General features: G+C 63.5%; 19 protein-coding genes and 1 tRNA gene. 9 read left to right on the top strand and 11 right to left on the bottom strand.

What is annotated here, in order from left to right; all coding sequences use genetic code 11:
• Positions 1 to 3: 3 nt before the first annotated feature.
• The 3 genes from CN97_RS02300 to CN97_RS02290 all read right to left on the bottom strand — a co-directional run bounded on the left by CN97_RS02300 (position 4) and on the right by CN97_RS02290 (position 3644).
• Positions 4 to 1281: an ABC transporter permease gene (locus CN97_RS02300; RefSeq protein ID WP_084683946.1), complete on the bottom strand. Its 1278-nt coding sequence runs from the start codon at positions 1279 to 1281 to the stop codon at positions 4 to 6.
• Positions 1282 to 1386: 105 nt separating this feature from the next.
• Positions 1387 to 2460 (bottom strand): ABC transporter substrate-binding protein, encoded by a 1074-nt coding sequence (locus CN97_RS02295; protein ID WP_035706396.1) that lies wholly within the window; start codon positions 2458 to 2460, stop codon positions 1387 to 1389.
• Between the two features lie 80 nt (positions 2461 to 2540).
• A complete protein-coding gene (locus CN97_RS02290) occupies positions 2541 to 3644 on the bottom strand; it encodes an ABC transporter ATP-binding protein (RefSeq protein WP_035706393.1) in 1104 nt (367 codons plus the stop codon).
• 318 nt (positions 3645 to 3962) lie between these two features.
• On the opposite strand from CN97_RS02290, the gene CN97_RS02285 reads away from it, so the two are divergent.
• The 3 genes from CN97_RS02285 (at position 3963) to CN97_RS02275 (ending at position 7054) form a co-directional block, all read left to right on the top strand.
• On the top strand, positions 3963 to 4616 hold the full coding sequence (locus tag CN97_RS02285; protein ID WP_035706391.1) for a protein-L-isoaspartate O-methyltransferase family protein: 654 nt from the start codon (positions 3963 to 3965) through the stop codon (positions 4614 to 4616).
• Between the two features lie 59 nt (positions 4617 to 4675).
• Positions 4676 to 6034, top strand: a complete 1359-nt coding sequence (locus CN97_RS02280; RefSeq protein WP_035706389.1) for a TolC family outer membrane protein — start codon at positions 4676 to 4678, stop codon at positions 6032 to 6034.
• Between the two features lie 90 nt (positions 6035 to 6124).
• A complete protein-coding gene (locus tag CN97_RS02275; RefSeq protein ID WP_035706388.1) occupies positions 6125 to 7054 on the top strand; it encodes a hypothetical protein in 930 nt (309 codons plus the stop codon).
• A 962-nt stretch (positions 7055 to 8016) separates the two neighbouring features.
• Here CN97_RS02275 and CN97_RS02265 read toward each other — a convergent pair.
• The 3 genes from CN97_RS02265 to CN97_RS02255 form a co-directional block, all read right to left on the bottom strand.
• Positions 8017 to 8337 carry a DUF6280 family protein gene (locus CN97_RS02265; RefSeq protein WP_035706383.1) on the bottom strand — a complete coding sequence of 107 codons (321 nt, stop codon included), beginning with the start codon at positions 8335 to 8337 and terminating at the stop codon, positions 8017 to 8019.
• A gap of 255 nt (positions 8338 to 8592) precedes the next feature.
• Positions 8593 to 9345 carry a CAF17-like 4Fe-4S cluster assembly/insertion protein YgfZ gene (gene ygfZ / locus CN97_RS02260; RefSeq protein ID WP_035706380.1) on the bottom strand — a complete coding sequence of 251 codons (753 nt, stop codon included), beginning with the start codon at positions 9343 to 9345 and terminating at the stop codon, positions 8593 to 8595.
• Positions 9342 to 11153, bottom strand: coding sequence for an ABC transporter ATP-binding protein (locus CN97_RS02255; protein ID WP_051910904.1), 1812 nt, complete (start codon positions 11151 to 11153; stop codon positions 9342 to 9344). The genes ygfZ and CN97_RS02255 overlap by 4 nt, the downstream gene beginning before the upstream one ends.
• A gap of 132 nt (positions 11154 to 11285) precedes the next feature.
• Here CN97_RS02255 and CN97_RS02250 point away from each other — a divergent pair, with 132 nt between their 5' ends.
• Complete coding sequence (locus tag CN97_RS02250) at positions 11286 to 12488, top strand: pyridoxal-phosphate-dependent aminotransferase family protein (protein WP_035706376.1); 1203 nt, start codon at positions 11286 to 11288, stop codon at positions 12486 to 12488.
• A gap of 15 nt (positions 12489 to 12503) precedes the next feature.
• On the opposite strand, the gene copM is transcribed toward CN97_RS02250, so the two are convergent.
• From copM to CN97_RS02230, 4 genes are all read right to left on the bottom strand, one after another.
• Positions 12504 to 12866 (bottom strand): CopM family metallochaperone, encoded by a 363-nt coding sequence (gene copM, locus CN97_RS02245; protein ID WP_035706373.1) that lies wholly within the window; start codon positions 12864 to 12866, stop codon positions 12504 to 12506.
• Between the two features lie 58 nt (positions 12867 to 12924).
• Entirely contained in the window at positions 12925 to 14046 is a 1122-nt protein-coding gene (locus tag CN97_RS02240) for a pyridoxal phosphate-dependent aminotransferase (RefSeq protein WP_035706370.1), read from the bottom strand.
• Positions 14047 to 14088: 42 nt separating this feature from the next.
• On the bottom strand, positions 14089 to 15228 hold the full coding sequence (locus CN97_RS02235; protein ID WP_051910903.1) for a DUF2235 domain-containing protein: 1140 nt from the start codon (positions 15226 to 15228) through the stop codon (positions 14089 to 14091).
• A 220-nt stretch (positions 15229 to 15448) separates the two neighbouring features.
• Positions 15449 to 16594: a type III PLP-dependent enzyme gene (locus CN97_RS02230; RefSeq protein WP_035706367.1), complete on the bottom strand. Its 1146-nt coding sequence runs from the start codon at positions 16592 to 16594 to the stop codon at positions 15449 to 15451.
• 230 nt (positions 16595 to 16824) lie between these two features.
• Here CN97_RS02230 and CN97_RS02225 point away from each other — a divergent pair, with 230 nt between their 5' ends.
• Both CN97_RS02225 and CN97_RS02220 read left to right on the top strand, forming a co-directional pair.
• The gene (locus CN97_RS02225) at positions 16825 to 17274 is read left to right on the top strand and encodes an Lrp/AsnC family transcriptional regulator (protein ID WP_035706364.1); all 450 of its coding nucleotides are present in this window, start codon (positions 16825 to 16827) and stop codon (positions 17272 to 17274) included.
• Between the two features lie 228 nt (positions 17275 to 17502).
• Positions 17503 to 20448, top strand: a complete 2946-nt coding sequence (locus CN97_RS02220) for a valine--tRNA ligase (RefSeq protein WP_035706360.1) — start codon at positions 17503 to 17505, stop codon at positions 20446 to 20448.
• A 163-nt stretch (positions 20449 to 20611) separates the two neighbouring features.
• On the opposite strand, the gene metF is transcribed toward CN97_RS02220, so the two are convergent.
• Positions 20612 to 21472, bottom strand: coding sequence for a methylenetetrahydrofolate reductase [NAD(P)H] (metF, locus tag CN97_RS02215; protein WP_035706357.1), 861 nt, complete (start codon positions 21470 to 21472; stop codon positions 20612 to 20614).
• 183 nt (positions 21473 to 21655) lie between these two features.
• Here metF and CN97_RS02210 point away from each other — a divergent pair, with 183 nt between their 5' ends.
• From CN97_RS02210 to CN97_RS02200, 3 genes are all read left to right on the top strand, one after another.
• Positions 21656 to 22594, top strand: coding sequence for a pirin family protein (locus CN97_RS02210; protein WP_035706352.1), 939 nt, complete (start codon positions 21656 to 21658; stop codon positions 22592 to 22594).
• Positions 22595 to 22725: 131 nt separating this feature from the next.
• Positions 22726 to 22802, top strand: a tRNA-Asp gene (locus CN97_RS02205).
• Between the two features lie 116 nt (positions 22803 to 22918).
• Positions 22919 to 24337: a M20 family metallopeptidase gene (locus tag CN97_RS02200; protein ID WP_035706349.1), complete on the top strand. Its 1419-nt coding sequence runs from the start codon at positions 22919 to 22921 to the stop codon at positions 24335 to 24337.
• The last annotated feature ends 10 nt before the right edge of the window (positions 24338 to 24347 follow it).

Raw genomic sequence — 24347 nt, 5'->3', positions numbered from 1 at the left:
TCCTCAGCCGAGCTTCATGTTGTCGATGCCGATCAGGCGATCATAGAGCCAGTAGAGCAGCAACACCGCCGCCAGCAGGATCGCCGCGAGCGCCGCCGCCATCGACCAGTTCAGGCTGCCCTGCATGTGATAGGCGATCAGGTTGGAGATGAGTTGCCCGCTTGCGCCCCCGACCAGCGCGGGGGTGATGTAGTAGCCCACCGCAAGGATGAAGACGAGCAGCGACCCCGCCCCAATCCCCGGCAGGGTCTGGGGAAAATACACCCGGCGGAACGCCGTCCAGGAGGTCGCGCCGAGGCTCCGCGCCGCGCGCACGTAGGAGGGGTTGATCGGTCGCATCACGGAATAGAGGGGGAGCACCATGAATGGCAGCAGGATATGCGTCATCGCGATGATCGTGCCGAACTGGTTGTACATCATCGGCAGGCGCTGATCGTCGTTGATGATGTGCAGCGCGACGAGCAGGTTGTTGACCACACCCTGCTCCTGCAAGAGCACCATCCATGATGTCGTCCTGACAAGGAGCGACGTCCAGAAGGGTAGCAGGACAAGGATCATCAGCAAGTTCGACTTGCGAAGCGGAAGCGTCGCCAGCAGATGCGCGATGGGATAGGCCAGAACGAGGCAGATACCGGTGATAAGGGCGGAGAGCCAGAATGTGCGCAGGAAGAGCGGCACATAGATGCGACGATCTTCCGGTACACGCTCGATCGCACCGCTATTGTCGCGCTGCATGTCGATCGCCGCGAGATAGAAGTTGGCAGTGTAGGGGTGCGCTGCCTGACGCATCACGCCCCAGAGCACAGGATCGCCCCAGCGCGCATCGTCAGCCACCATCGTCTCACGATACGGAGGCTGCCAGTCGCGAGACTTGCGCCCTGCGGATGTAAAGAGCGAGCGGGTGCCGGGCAGGTCGTAGTTCACTCTTGTGGCGACGGTGCCGAGGGTCTTGGCCTCCGCCGCGTTCTTGATGTCTGTTGCGAGCGCGGCAAAGGCGCTTTCGTCCGGCTCCAGGTCGGGATGATCGCCCAGCCAGCCGGACACCGCAGGCATATTCGCCGAAAAGCCGTCGTTATAGACCGAGCGGAGCAGGAGCTGGCCAATAGGCATCACGAAGGTGATGACGATGAACAGCAGCAGCGGCAGCACGAGCAACAGCGCCCTGCGCCGTGCACTTCTCTGCGAATGGGCCAGCGAGCGTCTGAGCGCTTTGCCGCTCTCTTCCGGCAGGACACTGTCGGGCTGTCGTCCGGGCGGATAGACTGCGGTGGTTTCGACCATCTTGCTTCAAAGCCTCTGAGAGTGGCGGCAGGCGTGCAACGCTGTCCCGCTACCGGATAGAACGTGCCCGGTCCCGCTGGCGCGGGGCCGGGTCGGTTTCTCAGGTCAGTTGATGAGCCACGCGTTGAAGCGCTCTTTCAGATCTGCGTCATGATCGACCCAGAACTCGAAGTTCGTCTCGACCGCATTGGTCATGTTCTCGGGCGTCGTCGGCAGGTGCGGGGCCATGACGGTCTTGCCGTCCTTGTAGGTCCGCTCCATCGTCGCGGTGGATTTCCGCGTCGGGCCGTAGCTGATGTATTGCGTCATGTCGGCGAGCTTCTCGGGCGAGGTGGAGTAGTCGAGAAACTTGATCGCGTCCTCCAGATGCGGGGCACCCTTCGGGATGACGTAGCCTTCGAACTCGTACTGCATCCCGTCCCAGACGGTGACGAAGGGCTTACCCTCGCCGATCACCGCGTTGAAGATGCGCCCGTTATAGGCCATCGTCATGGAAACCTCGCCATCCGCGAGCAGTTGCGGCGGCTGAGCGCCGGCTTCCCACCAGACGACATCCTTCTTGATCGTGTCGAGCTTCTTGAACGCGCGGTCCAGACCCTCTGGGGTGGCCAGCACGTCATAGACCTCGGCCGCGGGAACGCCATCCGCCATCAGGGCGAGTTCGATCACCGTCTTGGGGGATTTGCGCATGCCGCGCTTGCCGGGGAATTTCGCCGTGTCGAAGAAGTCGGCGGCAGTCGTCGGCTTCTCACCGGGGAACTTGGTTTCGTCATAGGCATAGATCGTGGCCCAGACGTCGGTGGCGACGAGACAGTCCGTCAGGCCGCCCTCGAAGAAGTCATCCGCAGCGGCAGTGCCATCGGGTGCCGGCGCGAGTTTGGAGGCGTCGATCTCTTCCAGCAATCCTTCGTCGCAAAGCCGCACCGCGTCGGAGTATTCGAGCGAGGCGATGTCCACGGTGACGTTGCCAGCCTCCACCATCGCCTTGATCGGCGCGGCGGGGTTGTCGGAGTCAAGCATCGTCGTCTTGATGCCCGTGTCCTTCTCGAAGGGTTTCACATGCGCCTCGGTCTGCGCCACCCCATAGGCGCCGCCCCAGCTCATCACCACGACCTCGGCCTGCGCGGTGCCGAGGCTCGCCGCCGTCAGCGCGGTCGTCAGCGCAAGTATCTTCTTCATTTTCAGGCTCCCTGTTTGCCCTGTTATCCGGCGGTTTCTGCAGAAATCCGCCTTGTTCTGTTCAACGCCGGCTTTCCGATTCAGACCGGATCGAGCGCGCGCGCATCCTGCGGCGCCCAGCCGATCCTGAGGTGCTGTCCTGGCGACAGTTTGGTCTGGCTCAGCGTATTGCGGCATTTCATGACGAAATCGTCCGACCCCGCTACCTTCATCCGGGTGCGGAGAACGTCGCCCATGTAGATCACCTCGATCACCTCGGCGTCGATCATATGCGCGTCCTTCGGCATCATCTCCGGCTTGAACTCCACGCGCTCCGGGCGAATGGAAACCAGCGTCTCCTGCCCTTCATGGCGGAGATTGACGGGCGTCGCGTCGATCACCTCGCCCGTCGCGAGCCGGATGAGAGCCTTCTCCGGGCCGAGTTTCTCGACCCTTCCCGGAAGGCGGTTGTTCTCCCCGATGAACTGGGCGACGAAGCTGTTTTTCGGCCGCTCGTAAAGTTCATCGGGCGGCGCGAGCTGCTGGATGCGCCCGTCGTTGAACACGGCCACCCGGTCCGACATGGTCAGCGCTTCGCCCTGATCATGAGTGACATAGACGACGGTGATGCCGAGCTCGTGGTGCAGGCGCTTGATCTCGAACTGCATATGTTCGCGAAGCTGCTTGTCCAGCGCTCCCAGAGGCTCGTCCATCAGCACCAGTTTCGGGTCGAACACCAGCGCGCGGGCGAGGGCGATCCGCTGCTGCTGACCGCCCGAAAGCTGAGCCGGGCGCCTCGCTCCGAACGCGCCCATCTGCACCATGTCGAGCGCGCGGGCGATCTTTGCCTCGCGCTCCGCCTTGCCCATGCCCCGCACTTCGAGCGGAAAGGCAAGATTCTCGGCCACGGTCATATGGGGAAAGAGCGCGTAGTTCTGAAACACCATGCCGATGCCGCGCTTGTGCGGGGGCACCGTATTGATGGGGCGACCGTCAAGCCGGATTTCGCCGTGAGTCGCGGTCTCGAACCCTGCCAGCATCATGAGGCATGTGGTCTTGCCCGAACCGGATGGCCCGAGCATGGTAAGGAATTCTCCCTCTGAAATCGTGAGGTTGAGGTCTTTGACGACGAGGTTTTCGCCATCATAGCTTTTCTGAACGTGCTCGAACTCCACGAACCGGTCGCGGCCCTGGGCTGGTTCCACGCAAGTCTCCCTGTCTGGCGGCTCGGGCCGCTCGTTCTTGTATAGCTCCAGAGGAGCCATGAGTGGGTATCACGCCCAGCGGCGCGCTCCGGCGCTAGGTCGTTTGCGACATTACCGGTCAATTATCGACATTTCTGCGCGAACTAATGGCAGAACTGGAATTTCTGCACAGAGAATCACCGCCTTTGTTTTCTCGCGACGGAATTCTGGCGCGGGAAGACCAAGGTTTCGGCGGTTATGAGGCTGAACGGGGCTTGTTGCCGCCGCTGATTTTCTGTGGCAAGACATCCGCGACGCAGGATTGGACGGGAACGGGCAATGTCGGATTTCGCGAGCCGCCGCACAGTGATGGTGGACACCCAGATCCGCCCCGCTGATGTGACGAAATACCCGATCATCGATGCAATGCTGAGCGTTCCGCGCGAAGTTTATGTTCCCGCCGCCGTGCGCGAAGCCGCCTATGTGGGCGAGAATGTCGATATCGGGCGCGGGCGCTTCCTTCTCGAACCCCGGACGCTTGCGAAGCTCCTCGATGCGCTGGATATCGGGAAGGATGATCTGGTGCTCGATATCGGTGCGGGGCTGGGTTATTCGACCGCTGTTATCGCACGGCTGGCCGAAGCCGTTGTCGGTATCGAGCAGGATGAGGAATTCGCGGCCGAAGCGCAGGATCTGCTTGCGGCGGAGAGTGTGGATAATGCCGTCGTCGTGAAGGGTGACTTTGCCGAAGGCTCGCCCAAGCACGGGCCGTTCGACGTGATCATCCTTGAAGGAGCGGTCGAAGACGTACCCGAAAAGATCCTCGCCCAACTCAAGGATGGCGGCCGTATCGGTTGTCTGTTCATGGAGCGCGCGCTCGGTGTCTGCCGCATCGGATACAAGATCGACGGCGAGATGACTTGGCGCTATGCTTTCAATGCTTCCGCACCTGTCCTTCCGGGCTTTGCGGCTGAGCGGGGTTTCGTGTTCTAGGCTGGTTCTGAACGGGACACCGCCTGACAAATGAAAAAAGATCAGGAACGAGGCGGGACATGGCAGGGCGATCGAAGGTCAGGTTTTTCGCGGCGTTAGTCGCTGCGGGGTTGTCCGTCACCTCAGTGCGGGCGGAGACACTGACAGACGCGCTTATTGCGGCTTATCGCAATTCCAATCTTCTGGAGCAGAACCGGGCCGTTCTTCGTGCCGCGGATGAAGATGTGGCGACTGCCGTTGCTGCGCTGCGCCCGACGCTCGCCTTCGTGGCCCAGTCGCGCTGGGTCGATCCGGTATTGACGCGTCGGCTCACGAGCAGCATCGGCCTCTCGGCGAATCTCACGCTCTATGATTCAGGCCGCAATCGACTGGGGATAGAGATCGCGCGCGAATCAGTGCTTGCGACGCGGGAGGCGCTGGTCGGGGTCGAACAACAGGTGCTGCTGAATGCCGTTCAGGCCTATATGAACGTGCGCAGCGCCATCGAGTATGTCTCGCTGAACCAGAATTCCGTACGCGTGATTGGCGAGGAGCTTCGGGCCGCGCAGGACCGCTTTGACGTGGGCGAGGTGACGCGTACCGATGTCGCTCAGGCGGAAGCCCGGCTGGCTTCGGCACGTGCGCAGCTTTCCAGTGCCCAAGGTGACCTGACCACGGCGCGGGAGGCTTACAAGGCCGCGACAGGGCAGTATCCCGGCAGTCTCGCCACGCCTCCGACGCCACCTCGCAGCGCCGCCACAGTGGATGACGCAAAGGCGGTAGGCGTCCGCACCCATCCTGATGTGCGGCAAGCGCAGCGTCAGGTCAACGTGGCGGAACTGAATGTCTCGCTCGCGGCGGCGCAACGTTTGCCGACGGTTTCGGCGACCGGCTCTGTCGCACGGGATCAGAGCGGGGACGACGCCTCCTCGCTCACTCTCTCGCTGAGCCAGCCGATCTATCAGGGCGGCGCATTGTCCTCCTTGCATCGTCAGGCAATCGCCGGGCGGGATCAGGCGCGCGCGGCGCTTCAGCAGTCGGCCGTGAACGTGGCCTACCAAGTGGGTGCCGCCTGGTCGGACCTGCAGGTTTCGCGGGCGTCTCTCGCATCTATCGATGAGCAGATTCGAGCAGCGCAGGTTGCCTATGATGGCGTCCGGGAGGAGGCCCGGTTCGGTGCGCGCACCACGCTCGACGTTCTGGACGCGGAACAGGAGCTATTGAACGCGCGGGCCAGCCGGATTTCCGCGCAGTCGCAGCAGTATGTTGCCGCCTATTCCGTGCTGTCCGCGATGGGTCTTTTGACCGTGGATCACCTGAAGCTCGGGATCCCGACATACGATCCGGCCGCCTATTACAATGCGGTGCGCGAGGCCCCTTATACTTCCATTCAGGGCCAGAAACTTGACCGTGTGCTCCAGAGCATAGGGAAAAAGTAACTATTTCCTGTCATGATGTCATGTGAGTCGTGGGGCCGATCAGGCCGCACGAGCGACTCGATGCCCCAGCGGTCATAGGGATGAGGCGATATGTCTGACTCCGGTAAACGTGGCGAGATCGAAGATGTGCTGACGGCGATCCGCCGCCTTCTCGCGCAGGATGGCGACGGGCTGGAGATGCGCGTCCAAGGCGAACGTGCTGCCGGCGAGCGTCTCATGCTTACGCCGGAGTTGCGCGTCGAGCAGACCGATGGACGGGCCTCTATCGAGGATGCCTTGGCCCTGCTCGAAGCTGCAGTCGCGGCGCGTGCGAGCGTGCCTGTGCCGGTGGAAAGCAGAGAGTTCCACAACGATCTTCACGATGTCGATGAAGCGCCATTCATCGCGATTGATGAGCCGGAACACCACACAGCAGAACCGATCGCCTTCCGCCAGGCTCAGGCGCGGCGGTTCCAGCTTGTGCGGAGTTCATTCCCTCCTACGACCGAGAGTGACGAGCCGGAATTTCCCGTGGAGGCCGCTCGTCCTCCCGTTGAGGTTCCATCGCAGCCGGATGCTCCTCCTGAACTGCCTCCCGATACTCCGGAGGAGTCGCCGCCCGCCGATATCCCGGAAGATCCTGTGGAGGAGCCTGCCGAAATCCCGTTTGATGAACCGGTAGAGACCCCTCCGGACGTGCCTGATGAACTTCCGCTTCAGGAGCAGGGTGCGACGCAGACGGAGTTTTCCGCTGCCGCGGACGAAGTTGAGGTGGAAGCCGAGACATATCTGCCCGAAGAGGTGCGTCCCGGTCGGGAGGCAGCAAACATATCCTCCGCGACGCTTCCCGATGTGGAGGATGATATTGATCTTTTCGCCGATGAGACCTCGGAACTGGGCGATGAACATCTACGGATGCTTGTTGCAGAGGTTTTGCGAGAAGAGCTTCAAGGCCCGCTGGGAGAGCGTATGACGCGGAATGTGCGTAAGCTCGTCCGGGCGGAAATTCGCAAGGCGCTCGCTGGCCGGGAATTTGAGTAGATTAGAGCTGACCTTCCTCAAATTCGGTGCTTGGGTCAGATCTTGGCGGATTGTCAGATGATGCCTGCACCGAGCCCATCTTTGCTTTCCGGCTGTCTGTTTGCATGGCCAGCAGCCATCGGAAATTGATCCAGACTGGCGCCCTTGGGTCCAGAAGCGCTGCGGGCTAGCCGGGCAGAGCGCTTCGTGTAGGCGGCAGAGGGTCAACGATGTCGATGATCACGCAGGTTTGGGATATGTGCCGGAGTGCTGGCGAATTCGACATGAAGCCGACGGCGTTGGGCATGGCGGTTTCGATCAGGGTACAGGGAGTGGCGGACCCTTGCCGCCTGCCTTGGAGGCGAGGAACGGGCTCCTTCTCTAGAGCCGAACGTGAACATGCCGTGTTCGATGGCGTTGTCGCCCAGTTTCAGCATATCATTACAGATGGTTGGGGGCGCAAGCGTTCCATGCGGACCCGGGCAGGACGGATGGCGGCTGCGAGCAGGTATTTGCCACAAGGTCGCGGCGCCAGCCAGACCTCCCTGTATCCGTAACCTGTAAGCATACCGAACGCAGCGGTTCAAGGATTATGAACTGCGTCGGTGTTAGGCCTCAAAGGCGTCTTGGAAAAATGTTTTCCGGGCTGGCTGGGTGGGGCCCGAGGTTGAGCAGCGCAACTGCGCCGCAGAATCGGTGAGGCGAGCGGGAAACTCCCGAAATTCCGTTACTTGTTTCATCCTCGCATCGCGCGGACAGCTGCATTCGCCTGCGCCTTGATATACCAAATCGTGCTGCAAAAGAGGGACGACCGCCACACGAGATCAATATCCGAACGGCAAAGCTGCCAGAATCCGGGACTCAAGGCTGGCATTTGCTCAACGGCGGTCTGCCTGATCGCCGCGTTTCCCCCAGAAAAGTTTGAGTAACCATAAAAAAGACGCGCCAGCGGGCGCGTCCTTTTGGATGCCACGGCGCCCAGTTCAGGCGGCTTCGGCCTGTTCAAGAAGATGGCGGCGTTCACTTTCTTCACGGGAGAGCGCGACAGAGGTGCGGATACCTTTCGCGACAAATTCCATGAGACCCTTCACGACACGCTCGTTCGGGTCGATCCCGGCACAGGAAAGAACTTCGCGACCATCGCGAGACCGTGCCCAGCGGGCGATCTGTTCCGGTCCGTTCCCGTATTTCTTGTCATCAGCAATCGCATCGTCCAGTGCAGCAAGGACAACCGCGGCGAAGAGCTTACGAGCCCGCGCGCCCTGCTCGAAGTTGAAAGCGTTGCCGTCGACGGAGTCGGCCATGATATCCGGTCCTTTTCTTGTTATTGCTCTTGTCGTTCTGCGAAAGGTGGCCGAATATCGTGTTTAGGGTCGGGTTTGGTATTGCCGTTCGGGAATACCTGCCATGTGGGCATGGCATACCAAAACGGGACCCATCACAATATGCAGTCGCCTTACCAGGGGAGTGCCGCCGATATATAGGCCCCACTGACTTTCGATCAAGCATTTATCCGCGGCGACGTGTTGTTGTTTTGCCGCAGGGGCAGTGTCGTCGCGTCACGTTCTGCGGAGCACGACACCATCTGCGGTGAGCGGGCCGGTGGCGCGGTCGAAGCGGAGATAGGCAATGGCCTGATTTCCGGCGACGGTAAAGATACGTCCGGCGGGCTTTCCTTCCGCCATAATCTCGGTGCCAGGTGTCACGGGGGCGTCCAGAACGACCGAGACGAAACCCTTGCGAAGCTCGGTCTTGTGCTTCATCCGGGCAGTCACCTCTTGTCCGACGTAACACCCCTTGCGAAAGTCGACGCCGTTGAGCCGGTCAAACCCCGCTTCAAGGATGTAGGTATCGTCTGGCAGCAGCTCTATCCCCGCTTCGGGAATCGTTTCCGCCACCCGCAGGGTATCCCAGTCCACGGTGGGCGGACTTCCTTCCTCATCGGTATAAAGACGCCATCCCAAGGAGGGGTGACGCGGGTCGCGGAGCGCGCCTTCAGGCGGCTCGCCAAGACCGCGCAACACGTGAAGGGAACTTGGCGTGATGGCGACATCGGCCCGAAGCCGGTACATCTGGAGGCGGCGGGCAAGACCCTCCGCCTGTTCCGCATCGGCGTCGAGCAGGATCCGGTCACCCGCATCCGCGAGGAAGAAATCTGCAAGGTACTTGCCCTGCGGCGTCAACAGCGCTGCATAGATCAGCCCGTCCTTCAACCGGCCCAGATCGTTGGTTACCAGGTTCTGCAGAAAGGTGACCCGGTCCGCGCCCGTGATCTCATAAATCTTTCGGTTCGATGCGCGTTCGCCGGTCATGTCCTTGCCTCCGTGTCGTTCACCGATATGGGCATGGTCGATTGGAATTGCAGCCGGTAGAGCCCCGCATAGAGGCCGTCGCGGGACAGCAGCTCCTCATGCGTGCCCTCATCGACCACGCGGCCCTGATCCATCACGACGATCTTATGCGCGTCGCGAATGGTCGACAGACGGTGCGCGATGACCAGCGTCGTACGACCGACGGAGAGCCTGTCCAGCGCCGCCTGTACCAGAGCCTCCGAGCGGGCGTCGAGGGCGGATGTCGCCTCGTCCAGCAGCAGGATAGGCGCATCGCGAAGCAGGGCGCGGGCGATGGCCACGCGCTGTCTCTGCCCACCGGAAAGCGCCGAGCCGCGCGGCCCGGCCGGAGTATCCACGCCCAGGGGCAGATGCTCCACGAACTCCGTCACATGGGCTGCGTCCATTACCTCGCGGAGCCGCTCGTCGCTCACATCCTGCCGGCCGAGAGTGATGTTCTCCCGGATCGTCTCGTCGAAGAGCGCGGCATCCTGGGTGACCACGGAAAACATCGCGCGGAGTTCGGGCAGCGGAATGTCCATGAGGTCCACCCCGCCAACCGTTACACGGCCGGATTGGGCATCGACAAGGCGTGTGAGCAGGTTGAACACCGTGCTCTTGCCAGCCCCGGAAGCGCCGACAAGCGCGGTGGTCTTGCCTGCTTCAGCCGTGAAGGTCACGCCGCGCAGCACCGGCATTTCGCCATAGGCGAGTGTCACGTCCTGCAGCTTGATCTCCGTGTCCCCCGGCGCGGGAAGGCGGGGGTGGGCAGGCGCGGTGATGGAGGGAAGCGTATCCATCAGCCGGTAGACCCGCTCGAGACTAGCCGCCGCAACCTGCCATGTCCCCGCCGTATCGCCAAGCCTGCGGATCGGCTGGAAGGTCAGCGCCATGGCCGTGAAGAACGACATGAATTGCGCGAGGGTCTTTTCGCCGGCGATGATCTCCCGCCCGCCGAGAACGAGGACGGCAAAGAACCCAAGCCCCGTGACCACGTCGATGAGCGCCGGAATGGTCGAGCGACCTGCGGCGTTCTTCACTTCCGCCTTCACGATCGTGTCGATGATTCGCTCGAACCGGCCTGACTGATAGCCCTCCATGCGGTTCAGCTTGATCGGGATGATGCCGTGGAAGATCTCGTCCAGCCGGGTCGCGCGGAGGCTGGCCTGACGACGGCTTTGCGTTGTCTTGCGGCGGACGTAGCGCTGAATGCTGGCAATCGGCAGGATGAGAAGCGGCGTTCCGACCAGCGCCACCATCGTCCAGACCGGGTCGATGGAAATCGCCACGGCAAACAGCGACACCAGCGCCACGCCATCCCGCCCCACGGCGGAGATCAGGGTGATCCAGATGCCCTGAATGGCCATCGTATCGCCCTGCACCCGTTCGATGAGCGCGCCGGGTGGGTTCTCCTGAAAGAACCGGTTGTCCAGCGTCAGGATATGGCGCAGCAGGTCGGCCTGCATGGCGGTGGAGGTGCGCTGTGCGATGCGCGACAGCATCGTCTTGCTGAGGATGGAGGTGATCGCGCGGATCAGGAACAGCCCGAAAATCGCGGCGCCCACCCACCAGATCGCGGAGGGGTCGGCGCCCGCGAACACCTTCTCGAACAGCGGCTGGAGCATGTAGCTCAACGCGCCGAGGGTTGAACCCTCGATCACCATCAGCACGGCGACCAGCGACATGGCCGGGATCTGGTGGCGGAGGTAATCGTGCCAGAGCCGGCCAAACAGCCTGCGGGAGGTATAGGGATCGCCCGTCGCGTGGCGGGACTTGCTCGGGTCAGACATCCGGGCGCTCTGCCTAGGGGGCGTTGGCTGCGGTGTAGCGGCTCTGCGGCCCAAGGGCAAGCCGTGCGCCCGGTTGACCCCTGCAGCGGCGCGGACTAGGGGTTGAACCGCGCCTTGCATGGAGAGTTTTCGATGAGCCTCGGCTTCGGTCGTCATTACCTTGCCATCCCCGGTCCGTCAGTCATGCCCGACCGGGTTCTGAACGCCATGCATGTGCCGGCGCCGAACATCTACACCGGGGCATTGGTCGATACGGTGGACGATATCGTGGCCGATCTCCGCACGCTGGCCCATACAAAGGACAACGTGGCGATCTACATCGCCAATGGTCACGGCGCATGGGAAGCGGCGAATGCCAATGTGTTCAGCCGGGGGGATCGGGCGCTCAGCCTTGCCACCGGGCGGTTCGGCATAAACTGGGCGGCTCAGGCGCGCGAGATGGGGGTGGAGATCGACGTGATCGACTTCGGTCTGCGTGCGCCGGTCGATCCGCAGCGGGTCGAGGAGGCCCTTCGCGCCGACACCGGCCATACCTACAAGGCGGTCCTTCTGACGCATGTGGATACCGCGACCTCCGTCCGCAACGACGTGCAGGCCGTGCGGCAGGCGATGGATGCGGCCGGGCACCCGGCGCTGCTGATGGTGGATTGCGTGGCCTCCTTCGCCTGCGATCCGTTCGAGATGGATGCCTGGGGGGTGGATGTGCTCGTCACGGCCAGCCAGAAGGGTCTCATGACGCCGCCCGGCTTGGGCATCCTGTTCTTCTCGGACAAGGCGAAGCATGCAACCCGCGGCAATGACCTGCGCACACCCTATTGGGACTGGCAGCCCCGGGCGGAGCCTGCGGAGTTCTACCAGCATTTCTACGGCACGGCGCCCACGCATCTGCTGCTGGGACTTGCCGAGGCGCTGAACATGATCCTGCGCGAAGAGGGGTATGAGGCGGTGATGCAGCGTCACAGGACGCTTGCCCGCACCGTCTGGGCTGCTTTCGATGCCTGGAGCCACGGAAGCGAGATCGCCCTCAACATCGCCGATCCGGCGTTTCGCGGCCATTCCGTGACCGCGGCCCGCATGGGTGCCCCGCACGGCACCGCGCTGCGGGAATGGACGGAAAAGAACGTGGGTGTGACGCTGGGCATCGGGCTTGGCATGGCGGAGCCGGGCGACCCGTCGTGGCACGGTTTCCTGCGGGTGGCGCATATGGGGCATGTGAACGCCCATATGACGCTGGGCGTTCTCTCAGTGATGGAGGCCGGTCTTCGCGCGCTCGACATTCCGCACGGGCCGGGCGCACTGGACGCGGCGGCGCAGGTGATCGCCTCCAGCTGCTGACCGGATCGGCTCGCCTCAGTGACCGTGCTTGGCGAGCCAGTCGGTCATCCAGCCGATCTCCTGCTCCTGAGCGGAGATCACTTCCTGGGCAAGTTTCTTCACCTCGGGATCCTTGCCGTATTCGAGCACGATCTTCGCCATGTCGATGGCGCCCTGGTGATGCGGGATCATGCCGCGGATGAAGTCCACATCGGCATCACCGGTATAGGGGACGTCCATCGCGGAATGCATCCGCTCCATCGCTTCCATGTAGGCAGCGGTGGACGGGCTTTCCATGCTGCCGCCCTGCATGCCATGTGCCGAATGATCCTGCGCAAAGGCGGGGAGCGTTGAAAGGCTGAGCGCCGCTGCGCAGAGCGCGGTCGTGATCGGTTGCATGGTGGCCTCCGTTGCTGGGGACCTGCAACGTCGGACCTTCCAGCCGGGGGAAGGCAAATCACGCGGGCGTGACGGGCTCCCGTGCCGCAGCCAGCGCCTCCGGCAGCACTTCCTCCAGAAGGTCGAGATCGGCGGGCCGTCCGGCGCTTATGCGGATGCAGCGGTCGAGGGGCGCGACCCCCGGCATTCGGATGAATACGCCCCGCGCGCCGAGCTCTGCGACGATCCGGCGGGCGACTGCCCCATCTCCGCCGCTGTCTATGGCGACGAAGTTGGTGGCGGAGGGAAGCGCCGTCAGCCCGTTGGCCGTGGCAATGGCGCTGATCCGCTCCCGCGCATGGGCAACGTTTCTGCGGGTCTGCTCCAGCCACGCGGTATCGGCCAGCGCAGCGAGCGCCCCGGCCTGTGCGATACGCGACATGCCGAAATGGTTGCGCACCTTGTCAAAGGCGCGGGCGAGGGGGGCGGCGGCCAGCGCGTAGCCGACCCGCGCCCCTGCCATGCCGTAGGCCTTGGAGAAGGTCCGCATGCGAATCACACGCGGATCCTCCGCCGCGATCCGCGCAGCCGTTCCTTCCGGGGCGAGTTCCACATAGGCCTCATCCAGCACAAGGAGGGTGCCGTCCGGCAGCGCCTCCACCATCTGCTCGATCAGCCGCCCGGGATGGTGGCTTGCCATGGGATTGTCAGGGTTGGCGAGGTAGATCAGTTTGGGGCGCACCGTTGCCGCCAAGGCGACAAGCGCCGCCGGATCCTCATGATCCTGCCGGTAGGGCACCTTGTGCAGAACTCCCCCGCATCCCGCGACATGGAAGTTGAACGTGGGATAGGCCCCGTCCGACGTGACGACGCCATCGCCGGGCGCAATGACCAGCCGGGCGAGATAGCCCAGAAGGCCGTCAATCCCTTCGCCGACCACCACATTCTCCGGCCGGAGCCCATGATACGCGGCGAGCGCTTCCTTCAGATCGTGATTTTCGGGATCGCCATACATCCACGCATCGCTGGCTGTGCGCGCCATGGCCTCGATCGCCTTCGGCGAAGGGCCGAAGACGTTCTCGTTCGCGCCGAGCCGGGCCCGGAAGGGAGCGCCGCTCCGCCGTTCCAGCGTTTCGGGGCCGACGAACGGCACTGTGGCGGGGAGCGCATCGACAAGCGGGGTATAGCGGGGTCCGATCATGACGCATGACAAGCGCAAACCCGCGCGCCGCGCAAGGGGGGATCAACCCTCCCTGCGGAAGGGGCTGAAAAGCGCGGCAAGACGTACGGATGCCTCGGTCTGCTTCGGGGTGTCGATGCGCCGGATCTGCCGTGTGGGTGTATGGAATCTGACGGTGGGGTGAAGGCGGCCTTTCACCGGTCCATTCGCGCGCGGACTGCGGATGAGGAATACCTTGCCCCAGCCGTCGAAAGTGCCGACGGCACGTGCACTGGCATCGCAGGGAAACCGAAGCCGCCAGTCCTGCGGCAACGGCACGCCCTGCGCCTCCACACGCTCAAGCATCCAGACCAGTGGAATATTGGCGAGTTGCCGTCCCTGGCGGCCGGTATGCACCTGCCCGCCGATATCGGGATGCGCGCCCCGGAACCATGTATCCTCCGCCAGCCCATTCCAGTCGGGCAGCACCTGCCATGGCAGGGGACTGAAGGCGACGCGCGTCTCGTCGAGCGCCAGAGCCTGCGCGGCGTAGCGAACGGACGGGCCGAGGTCGAGCTGGTGAAAGGCGTGTTCCGCTTCCGTCAGACGCCAGAGCAGCGGCAGCCGCAGACCGAGCGCCTTCACGGTATCCCAGACGCCGATCATCGCGATTTCGACCTGAGTATGGCAGTGGGCTGCCCGGAAAGCCGAGGCGCTGTCGCTGTTCGGAGCAAGTCGATAATGACGGAAGACTTGCCGGATGTTGCGCTCCGTGGCTTCTTCGGCCCGCAGAAGGCCCAGCCGGTCGATCATCCCGGCAAGCGACCTGACGGCGAACCCGCCTCGCGAATAGCCGAACAGGAACACGCGATCTCCCGGGCGGTAGCGGGAGGCAAGGAAGCCGTAGGCACGTTGGATCTGATCGTTGATCGAAGCGCCGGTGATGATATCCGGCAGGCTCGACCATCCCTTCCACTGGATGCCCGCCTCATAGAAAAGCGACAGGCGGGAGGCGGATCCCGCCTCTCGCAGCAGCCGGAAGGTATGCCCGGCATTCGTCTCCTGCCCAGAGGTGAGGCTGGACAGCGTGCCGTCAAGAATGATGACGTGATCCATTGCGGGGCGGGTCTTCCCGCGCTTCGGCAGTGGCGTCGTTGCGGTGATCGGCGCGACATCCGCGAGGCCGAGAATCCGTCGCATATCCGTGAACCGCCAGATGCCCATTCCGACCCCCGCTCCACCACCCGCCGAAACTGCGGATTGACCGTTCCTCTGAAAGATTGGCACAACCAAGTCACCGTAACACGGCGAAAGCCCGTCGACTTTATGACAATGCCGCACAGCCGCTGCGGGTTGCGTGCAGGCGGAGAAAATACTTTCTTGCATGAAAAAGGCGCGCCCGCGGTCGCGCCTTTGGCACTTCTGTATCTTTGTATCGGGGGTATCAGCCTTTCAGCTTGAGCACCGTCGCGACGCTGAGTTCACCGAATCCGTTGAAGCGGGTGTTGGTCGCGATGGAATAGGCGCCCATCCCGTGGAACAGCACGTAATCTTCCTCCTGCATGTCGCCGGGCAGGGCCACGACGCCCGGCAAACGGTCAACGCTGTCACAGGTCGGACCAAAGACGATACGTTCCACCGTCTCGCCGCCACGCTTCACACCATCAGGCGAGATGACTTCCGTCCGGTCGATGATGCCGATGAGCGGAAGTTCCGCGAAGGCGCCATAGACCCCATCGTTGAGGAAAACATGCTCATCATCGCGCACTGCCTTCACCCGGCTGGCAAGCGAGAAAGCCCCGGCGCAGAGGCCCCGACCCGGCTCGCAGACCAGCGCCGGGCGATCGGAGCCGAAGGCTTCCGCCGCCACCGTGTCGATCAGGCGGAAGATCGCCTCCAGTTGCGGCTCGATCTCGTTCAGCCGGTGGGAGGGGAAGCCGCCGCCGACGTTGAGCCGCGCGATCTTCACCCCCGCCATCGCCGCGATCTCTGCCGCCGCACGGATATATGCGTCCCATGCGCTGGGCTCGGTGCATTGCGTGCCCGGATGGAAGGTCAGCGAGGGAACGAACCCGGCATCAGCGACCGTCGCCAGCAGCTCTGCCGCAAGTTCCACCGTCGCGCCGAACTTGGCACCGAAGTTGTAGGCCGCGCCGGCGACGGGCAGCTTGAACCGCACGGAAATCTCCGTGCCCTGCGCAGGGACAAGCGCGATGAGCTTGGCCAGCTCGCTCCGCGAATCGACGGAGTAGGACGCCACGCCCAGTTCGACAGCCGTCAGGATCTCCGAGCGTGCCCGGACCGGATTGTTGTAGTGCATCGCGGCGCTGGGCGCGATCCGCCGGATGAGCCGCATTTCGGCGGGAGAGGCGACATCAAAACCCTGCACACCTGCGGCGGCCAGATTTTCGATGACGATCTCATCCGGGTTGGATTTTACGGCATAGGTGACGAAACCGGGAAAGCCATCAATGAATCGCCGCGCCGTCGCCTGCAGCACCGCGGGCGAGAAAAACATCACGGGCGCATCGGGTTGCTGGATGCGGAGGTATTCGGACGGAGTCGTCCAGATCGTTTTCGAGAGCCCCATCGGCGCGTTCCTTCTTCTGCCAACAGAGCGCAGCCTACCCCAGCCCTGGACCCACCAGTTCGGAGCCGCTTACGCGTCAAACCAAACCAGGCCAGGTGCGTATGAGCCGCCCTTTTCCTGAAAACGAGGATGCCGCATATGGAGCCAAACCGGTGTCTTGGGAAGTGTTGTTTTTGCCTGCAGCTTCGTTAAATTGACGAAAGCCGCTTACAGATTCACGAGGTGGGATTCTGGACGATCTGGACAGGTCAATCGTTGCCCAACTGGCCGCGGACGCGCGCATTTCCCTCGCCACGCTGGCGCGGCGGTTGAAGGTGGCGCGCTCCACACTGCAGTCGCGTCTGGAGCGCCTGGAAAGCTCCGGCGTCATCACCGGCTATACGGTCAAGCTGGGAGAGGCGGGGCAAAGGGGGCGGTTGCGGGCGACCGTGCTGTTGACGATCGACCTCCGGCTTCAATCGGGAATCGTGAACCGGTTGAAGGCGATGCCGGAGGTAGAGACGATCCATTCCACCTCAGGCCGCGTCGATCTTCTCCTGACCCTGGCCGCCGCGACAACACAGTCGCTGGACACCGTGCTCGACGCCATCGGTGCGATTCCGGGCGTCAAGGCGTCGGAGAGCTTCATCCATCTGACGACAAAGCTCGACCGTGTTGTGGCAGGAGGCCTTCCAGCCTAGTCGTGCGCTTCAGCCCGCCCCCGCGAGCGGTTGCTCCACGATTGCGAAGGCCGTAACGCCGAGTGCAACCATGCGGCAAGGCGCGACCCATGCGGGGCTAAAGCTGGAAAAATGCCGGACAATGGAATGGCGGGCAAAGGGGCCTCCTGAAAAAAGCTGCAAACCGCGCCTTGGCGGCGGGGCAGTCCTTGGATAGACCTGCGGACGTTAAGAAAGTGGAACCCGACCATGGAAAAGACGTTCGACGCGCAATCCGCGGAAGCGCGGATCTACGAAACCTGGGAAAAGGCGGGGGCCTTCAAGGCGGGCGCGAATGCGTCGCGCGCGGAAACCTTCTGCGTGATGATCCCGCCGCCGAACGTCACCGGATCGCTCCACATGGGGCATGCGTTCAACAACACCTTGCAGGACATTCTGGTCCGCTGGCACCGGATGCGGGGTTTCGACACGCTCTGGCAACCGGGGCAGGATCATGCCGGGATCGCCACGCAGATGGTCGTCGAGCGGGAACTCGCCCGCAGTCAGCAGCCGGGCCGCCGCGAGATGGGACGCGAGGCCTTTCTGGAAAAGGTCTGGGAGTGGAAGGAACAGTCGGGCGGCACGATCATCAACCAGTTGAAGCGTCTCGGCGCCTCCTGTGACTGGTCGCGCAACGCCTTCACCATGGATCCGACCTTCCAGCAGGCGGTGATCAAGGTCTTTGTCGACATGTACGACAAGGGCTACATCTATCGCGGTAAGCGGCTGGTGAACTGGGATCCGCATTTCGAAACGGCGATCTCCGATCTGGAGGTGGAGAACGTCGAGGTGAAGGGCCACATGTGGCACTTCAAATACCCGCTGGAGAACGGCGAGACCTACGAATACGTCGAGAAGGACGCGGACGGAAACGTCACGCTCCGCGAGGTGCGGGATTACATCTCCATCGCCACGACGCGGCCCGAGACGATGCTGGGCGATGGGGCCGTGGCGGTCCATCCATCCGATGAGCGCTACGCGCCGATCGTCGGAAAGCGCGTTCTGCTTCCGCTGGCGGATCGCTACATTCCGATCATCGCGGACGAATATCCCGACCCGACCTTCGGCTCCGGCGCGGTGAAGATCACCGGAGCGCACGATTTCAACGACTACAAGGTCGCGGAGCGGCATGGCCTGCCGCTTTACGTGCTGCTGGACGGCAAGGGTCGGATGCGCGACGACGCTGCCGACGACAACATGGTGCCCGAGAAGTACCGTGGCCTCGACCGGTTCGAGGCGCGGAAGCTGGTCATTGCCGATATCGAGGCGCTGGGACTGCTGGAGAAGATCGAGGACAAGATCATCACCCAGCCCTTCGGTGACCGCTCCAAGGTGGTGATCGAGCCGATGCTGACCGATCAGTGGTTCGTGGACACGACCAAGATCGTCGGCCCGGCACTGGACGCAGTGCGCAACGGCGACACGCGCATTCTGCCGGAACGGGACGAGAAGGTGTATTTCCACTGGCTGGAGAATATCGAGCCGTGGACCATCTCCCGCCAGCTCTGGTGGGGGCATCAGATCCCAGTGTGGTATGGTCTGGACCTGGGTGTGCCGCAGGGGAGCGATCTGGGTGACGAAGATCGCGACGGAGAGATCGACGAGGTCGAGATCTTCGATCTGCTGATGAATGGCGGCATGCTGCATCGCGGGGAGGTTCACTACGCCGCCACCGATTTCGATGCGGTGCGGGAGCGGTTCCTCGATGAGATCGCCGATATTCCTGCGCCCTTCAGCCATTCGATGGTAGTGGAAGTGACGGACAAGGCGGAAGCGATCGAGCGTCTGGCAGCGAGTCTCGCCGCATACAACATCGACCAGGATCCAACGAAACTCGTCTATCCCGTCTGGCGCGATGCGGATGTTCTGGACACCTGGTTCTCCTCCGGGCTATGGCCGATCGGCACATTGGGCTGGCCGGAGGATACGCCGGAGCTGCGCAAGTATTTCCCGACGGATGTGCTGGTGACGGGCTTCGATATCATCTTCTTCTGGGTCGCCCGGATGATGATGATGCAGCTCGCGGTCGTGGGACAGGTGCCGTTCCATACGGTCTATGTCCACGCGCTGGTGCGCGACGAAAAGGGCAAGAAGATGTCCAAGTCGCTGGGCAACGTACTGGACCCGCTGGAACTCATCGACGAATACGGCGCGGATGCGGTGCGCTTCACACTCACCGCGATGGCGGCGATGGGGCGTGACCTGAAGCTCTCCACCCAGCGGATCGCGGGATATCGCAACTTCGGTACGAAGCTGTGGAATGCCGCGCGGTTTGCCGAGATGAACGGCGTCTGGGAGAACCACGCGACCGGCTCCGCCCCGCTGGCGACGGCCACGGCCAACCGCTGGATCCTCGGCGAGACGGGCCGCATCCGTGAAACGGTGGATGAGGCGCTGGCCGCCTACCGGTTCAATGATGCGGCGAACGCGCTCTATGCCTTTGTCTGGGGCAGGGTCTGCGACTGGTATGTGGAATTCGCAAAACCTCTGCTGGCGGATGAGGCGACCGCCGCGGAAACGCGGGCGGTGATGGCATGGGTTCTGGACCAGTGCTTTGTCCTGCTCCATCCCATGATGCCCTTCGTGACCGAGGAGCTGTGGGAGACGACAGGCAAACGGGCGAAGATGCTCGTCCATACCGACTGGCCGACCTATGGCGCCGAACTCGGCGATGCCGAGGCCGACCGCGAAATGGGCTGGGTCATATCGCTGATCGAGGAAATCCGTTCCGCCCGCGCGCAGATGCACGTGCCGGTGGCGCTGAAGCTGGCCATCGTCGTGACCTCTATCGACGAAGCTGGCCGTGCGGCCTGGGCGCGGAACGAGGCGTTGATCCGGCGCTTGGCGCGGATCGAGACCCTGACGGAAGCGGATACCGCGCCCCGCGGCTCCGTGACGATCGCGGTGGAAGGTGCGACTTTCGCCTTGCCGCTCGACGGTGTCATCGACATCGGGGAGGAGAAGGTGCGGCTGGAGAAGACGCTCCAGAAGCTCGACAAGGATCTGTCCGGGCTGCGCAGCCGTCTTGCCAATCCGAAGTTCGCCGAAAGCGCGCCGGAGGATGTTGTAGAGGAAACCCGTGAGAAGCTGGAGCTCGGCGAGGAGGAGGCTGCAAAGCTTCGTTCCGCATTGACCCGGCTGGCGGAAATCGCCTGATCGGCGCGAAGGCACGGGCTCAAGCGGCTCTGCCGCCATCGCCCGTGCCTCGCGCCTCTCCCTTCGGAGAGTCGCGGGACTGCCTGTGATGTCACGTCAGATCAATAGCGGGCGGTTCAGCAGTGTGGCTGATCGGGGTAATCCGCATGTCCGCCTTCTGGGATCAGGCGGCGCTTTCGGCGGCAGGACGAATGCCGAGATTGGCGCAGACCTGCTGGGTCAGCTGGGGACGGTTCAGCGTATAGAAATGCAAGTCCTCGACGCCACCTGCGATGAGGGCCTCGCAGAGTTCAGTGCACTGCTCGACCGCGAAGGTGGCCTCGCGGCCCGCTTCCACCGCGGCGGAGAAGCGTGCATCGAGTGATGCAGGCACGGATGCGCCGCAGCGGGCGGCGAAGCCGCGCACGCCCTTCCAGCTGTTCACTGGCATGATGCCCGGTATGATCGGCACATCGACCCCGGCCGCAACAGCCGCATCGCGGAAGCGGAAATAGATGTCGGGCGAAAAGAAGAACTGCGTGATCGCCGATGATGCGCCCGCGGCCACCTTGCGGCGGAGCCAGGCGACATCCGAGGAGGTGCCGGGCGACTCGGGGTGAGGCTCCGGGTAAGCGCCGACATGGAGCCGGAAATCTCCCGTTTCGGCCAAGGCCTCCACCAGTTCCACCGAACTCGCGAACCCCTCCGGGTGTGGGGTGAAGCCGGAGGCGCCCTTGGGCGGATCGCCCCTGAGCGCCACGATCTCCTTCACTCCCGCTTCGGCATAGGCTCGGGCGATTTCCAGCGTCTCCTCCCGCGTGGCATCCACGCACGTCAGGTGAGCGGCAACGTTCAGCCCGTAGTTCTTGTGGATCGTCGTCACCGCTTCATGCGTGAGCTTTCGCGTCGTCCCGCCTGCGCCATAGGTCACGGAAACGAAGGCCGGGTTCAGCGGCGCGAGGGCCTGCACCGTCTCCCACAGGCGAAAGCTCGCCTCCAGCGATTGCGGCGGGAAGAACTCGAAGGAGATGCGAGGGGGCGTCATGGGCGTATCCGTCTTCTGGGCGGGCTCTTCTGCCATGTTCGCCGGCGCGAGGCAAATCTTATGTCCCGAAGGCCGGGGCGAGCTTTCCTTTCCTGCGCTCTCGCGGACCGTCAAAGGGGTATGGCTTGCCAATGGGGTGCCATTCGGGGACTCTGTCCGCCTGAAAACAGCCAGGAGGCCAGGATGAGCTGGAACCCCGCCCTCGACCCCACATGCCCGATCGGCGACGAAGTCGATGCCATCGAGACGGTCATCATCCCGCGCTCTCGCGACATCGGCGGGTTCGAGGTGCGCCGCGCGCTCCCCGCCGCCTCCCGCCGGATGGTCGGCCCTTTCGTGTTCTTCGACCAGATGGGTCCGGCCGAGTTCCTGACAGGGCAGGGGATAGATGTGCGCCCGCATCCGCATATCGGCCTGTCCACCGTCACCTATCTGCTGCGCGGACGTCTCCACCACCGCGATTCCATCGGCACGGATCAGTGGATCGAGCCGGGCGCAGTGAACCTGATGAGCGCGGGCAACGGCGTGACCCATTCGGAGCGCACGGACGGCGAGGCGCGGGAGAGGCCCCTGTCGATGTTCGGCATACAGACATGGCTCGCCCTGCCGGAAGCGAACGAGGATGATCCCGCCACCTTCCAGCATGTCGAGAAAGCCTCGCTCCCCCTGCTGGAGGGGGAGGGCAAGCAGGTGCGGCTGATCCTCGGCGACGCCTGGGGAGAGCGGGCACCCGTGGACCTGCCCTCCGAGACCTTCTACGCGGATGCCGTGCTGGATCCCAGCGCAGCCGTGCCGCTTCCCGACAATCATGAGGATCGCGGTGTCTACGTCCTTACAGGCGAGGTGAGCGTTGCAGGGCAATCCTTCGAGGTGGGCCGGATGATGGTCTTCCGCCCCGGGGACCGGGTCAGCCTCTCCGCGGGGCCAGCGGGTGCACGTATCCTGATCCTCGGTGGTGCGACCCTGAATGGCCCCCGATTCATCTGGTGGAACTTCGTCGCCTCCTCAAAGGACCGGATCGATGCGGCGCGGGAAGCTTGGCGGGCGGGCGATTGGCAGCATGGCCGCTTCCGCCTCCCGCCCGGGGATGACCGCGAATTCGTGCCCGCGCCGGAGCGGTGAGGGCTCCGGACGGGGCAGCGGGAAAAGTTTTTCCATGCGATCTATTTTTCCTTGCGCAATGCGCTTGACGCCACCCGCGCCGTTGCCTATTAGACCCCCACGCCCGGCGGGATCGGGCGAAAAAGAGATGCGCGGTTGTAGCTCAGTTGGTTAGAGTACCGGCCTGTCACGCCGGGGGTCGCGGGTTCGAGCCCCGTCAACCGCGCCACTCTCTTCTTCCCTCTTCATCATAACATGTTGAAAAGGCGGCACTTGCCGAAGGAAGAAGAGTGTTGCGTCCCCTTTGCCGTTTCCGCTTTATGAGCCAAACGACAGGGGCATGGCATGAAGAACAGCGCAGAGATCTGGGATCTGGTGGAGCAGCGGCGGGTGCCTTACGTGGCGCTGGCCGATCAGGTGTTTGACACGCCCGAGATCGCCTATACCGAGCGCCGCTCTGTAGAGGCGCATCTGGCGCAGATGGAGGCAGAGGGCTTTCGCATCACGCGTGACCTCGCCGGTATTCCGACAGCGGTGATGGGAGAAGCGGGCGCTGACGGCCCTGTGATCGCGATTCTGGGCGAATATGATGCGCTTCCGGCGTTGGGTCAGGAGCCCGGCGTGGCGGAACCGCGGCCGACGACGCAGTTTGACGGCGCTGGGCATGGCTGCGGTCACAACCTTCTGGGTTCGGCGGCTCTCATGGCGGCAGCGGCGGTAAAGGACTGGCTGGAGCGGACAGGAACGCCCGGTCGCATCCGCTACTACGGCTGTCCGGCAGAGGAGGGGGGTGCCGCCAAGACATTCATGGTTCGCGCGGGTCTGTTCGATGACGTGGATGCGGCGATCTCCTGGCATCCCTCCGATTACAATGGCGTGTTCGAGGCGAACAGCCTCGCGAATACCCGGATCGATTTCACCTTCACGGGCCGCGCCTCCCACGCCGCTGCCGCACCGGATCTGGGCCGCTCGGCGCTTGATGCGGTGGAGCTGATGAATGTCGGTGTAAACTACATGAGGGAGCACATGCCGGACGGGGCGCGTGTGCATTACGCCTATCTGGATGCCGGGGGGATCGCGCCGAACGTGGTGCAGGCCAAGGCCACCGTGCGCCAGCTTGTGCGTGCCCAGACCAATCGGGAGCTTCTGGACCTGGTCGCGCGGGTGCGCAAGATCGCGCAGGGCGCGGCTCTCATGACAGAAACAACCGTTTCCGAAGAGGTGGTCAGCGCTGTCTCCAACCTGCTCGGCAACACCGTGCTGGACCGCCTGATGCAGGCGCATATGGATCGGCTCGGTCCCGTCTTCTACGACGATGCGGACCGGGCTTTCGCGCAGGCGATCCGATCCACGCTGACCCCTACCCATATTTCGGAAACGTTCCGGCGGTTGCAGCGTCCGCTCGACCCCGATCTTCCGCTTTGTGACTTCGTCGTCCCCCTTGGCGCCGCGCTGCCGGGCGGACAGGGGTCCACGGATGTCGGCGATGTCTCCTGGGCCGTCCCAACGGTGCAGGCCTGGGTCGCCACATGCGCGATCGGCACACCGTTTCACAGCTGGCAGCTGACGGCGCAGGGAAAGTCGCCCGTCGCCCACAAGGGGATGGAGCTGGCGGCCAAGATCATGGCGGCAACGGCGCAGGATCTCATCTCCGATTCCGCAGCCTTGACCGCCGCGAAGGAGGAGCATCGTCTGGCGCTGAAGCGGGAACCCTATGTCTGCCCGCTGCCCCCGGAGGTCAACCCGCCAATCCCGAAGGGCTGACGGGGGCCTG

The organism is Haematobacter massiliensis, from assembly GCF_000740795.1.
In the GTDB taxonomy this organism is placed as follows: Bacteria; Pseudomonadota; Alphaproteobacteria; order Rhodobacterales; family Rhodobacteraceae; genus Haematobacter; species Haematobacter massiliensis.
This window is presented reverse-complemented; position numbering and strand designations above follow the sequence as displayed.

Bases quoted from the DNA above. Each gene is read 5' to 3' on its own strand.
- CN97_RS02220 (WP_035706360.1), top strand. From the start codon at position 17,503: ATGGAAAAGACGTTCGACGCGCAATCCGCGGAAGCGCGGATCTACGAA.
- metF (WP_035706357.1), bottom strand. From the start codon at position 21,472: ATGACGCCCCCTCGCATCTCCTTCGAGTTCTTCCCGCCGCAATCGCTG.
- CN97_RS02200 (WP_035706349.1), top strand. From the start codon at position 22,919: ATGAAGAACAGCGCAGAGATCTGGGATCTGGTGGAGCAGCGGCGGGTG.
- CN97_RS02240 (WP_035706370.1), bottom strand. From the start codon at position 14,046: ATGATCGGACCCCGCTATACCCCGCTTGTCGATGCGCTCCCCGCCACA.
- CN97_RS02300 (WP_084683946.1), bottom strand. From the start codon at position 1,281: ATGGTCGAAACCACCGCAGTCTATCCGCCCGGACGACAGCCCGACAGT.
- CN97_RS02295 (WP_035706396.1), bottom strand. From the start codon at position 2,460: ATGAAGAAGATACTTGCGCTGACGACCGCGCTGACGGCGGCGAGCCTC.
- CN97_RS02280 (WP_035706389.1), top strand. From the start codon at position 4,676: ATGGCAGGGCGATCGAAGGTCAGGTTTTTCGCGGCGTTAGTCGCTGCG.
- CN97_RS02285 (WP_035706391.1), top strand. From the start codon at position 3,963: ATGTCGGATTTCGCGAGCCGCCGCACAGTGATGGTGGACACCCAGATC.
- CN97_RS02230 (WP_035706367.1), bottom strand. From the start codon at position 16,594: ATGGGGCTCTCGAAAACGATCTGGACGACTCCGTCCGAATACCTCCGC.
- copM (WP_035706373.1), bottom strand. From the start codon at position 12,866: ATGCAACCGATCACGACCGCGCTCTGCGCAGCGGCGCTCAGCCTTTCA.
- CN97_RS02265 (WP_035706383.1), bottom strand. From the start codon at position 8,337: ATGGCCGACTCCGTCGACGGCAACGCTTTCAACTTCGAGCAGGGCGCG.
- CN97_RS02255 (WP_051910904.1), bottom strand. From the start codon at position 11,153: ATGTCTGACCCGAGCAAGTCCCGCCACGCGACGGGCGATCCCTATACC.
- CN97_RS02235 (WP_051910903.1), bottom strand. From the start codon at position 15,228: ATGGGCATCTGGCGGTTCACGGATATGCGACGGATTCTCGGCCTCGCG.
- CN97_RS02275 (WP_035706388.1), top strand. From the start codon at position 6,125: ATGTCTGACTCCGGTAAACGTGGCGAGATCGAAGATGTGCTGACGGCG.
- ygfZ (WP_035706380.1), bottom strand. From the start codon at position 9,345: ATGACCGGCGAACGCGCATCGAACCGAAAGATTTATGAGATCACGGGC.
- CN97_RS02250 (WP_035706376.1), top strand. From the start codon at position 11,286: ATGAGCCTCGGCTTCGGTCGTCATTACCTTGCCATCCCCGGTCCGTCA.
- CN97_RS02210 (WP_035706352.1), top strand. From the start codon at position 21,656: ATGAGCTGGAACCCCGCCCTCGACCCCACATGCCCGATCGGCGACGAA.